Source organism: Bacillus sp. SIMBA_031, from assembly GCF_046535225.1.
Taxonomy (GTDB): Bacteria; Bacillota; Bacilli; order Bacillales; family Bacillaceae; genus Bacillus; species Bacillus velezensis.
This window is the reverse complement of record NZ_JAWRXC010000553.1, coordinates 1-247: the sequence shown is the minus strand read 5'-3', so window position 1 is coordinate 247 and position 247 is coordinate 1. Positions and strand designations below refer to the sequence as shown.

Annotated in this window: 1 protein-coding gene; it reads right to left on the bottom strand. The window is 62.8% G+C overall.

Annotated features, from left to right (window positions below; all coding sequences use genetic code 11):
* The coding region (locus SB724_RS21340; protein ID WP_410573017.1) for a 3-hydroxyacyl-CoA dehydrogenase NAD-binding domain-containing protein at window positions 1–200 on the bottom strand (200 nt) is incomplete at its 3' end.
* Window positions 201–247 lie beyond the last annotated feature (47 nt).

Here is a 247-nt window from a genome sequence, read left to right as displayed (position 1 = left end):
CCGGCGCAAAGGTCCAGTTCGAGCATGGCGCTCCAGGCACGCGAAATCTGCGTGCTGGCGCGCTCCTGCATTGCAGCGGACGGATCATAAGCGGTTACCTCGAAGCCGCGGGCGAGATAGGCTGCAGCCCATCCTGCGCCGATTACGCCGGCGCCGATGACGGCCACACGCTGGATGCTTTTCGTTCCTCGATACTGCATTTCTCGCTCCAGTGTCAGATGACATCCTCGGCCCGCAGGCGATCAAC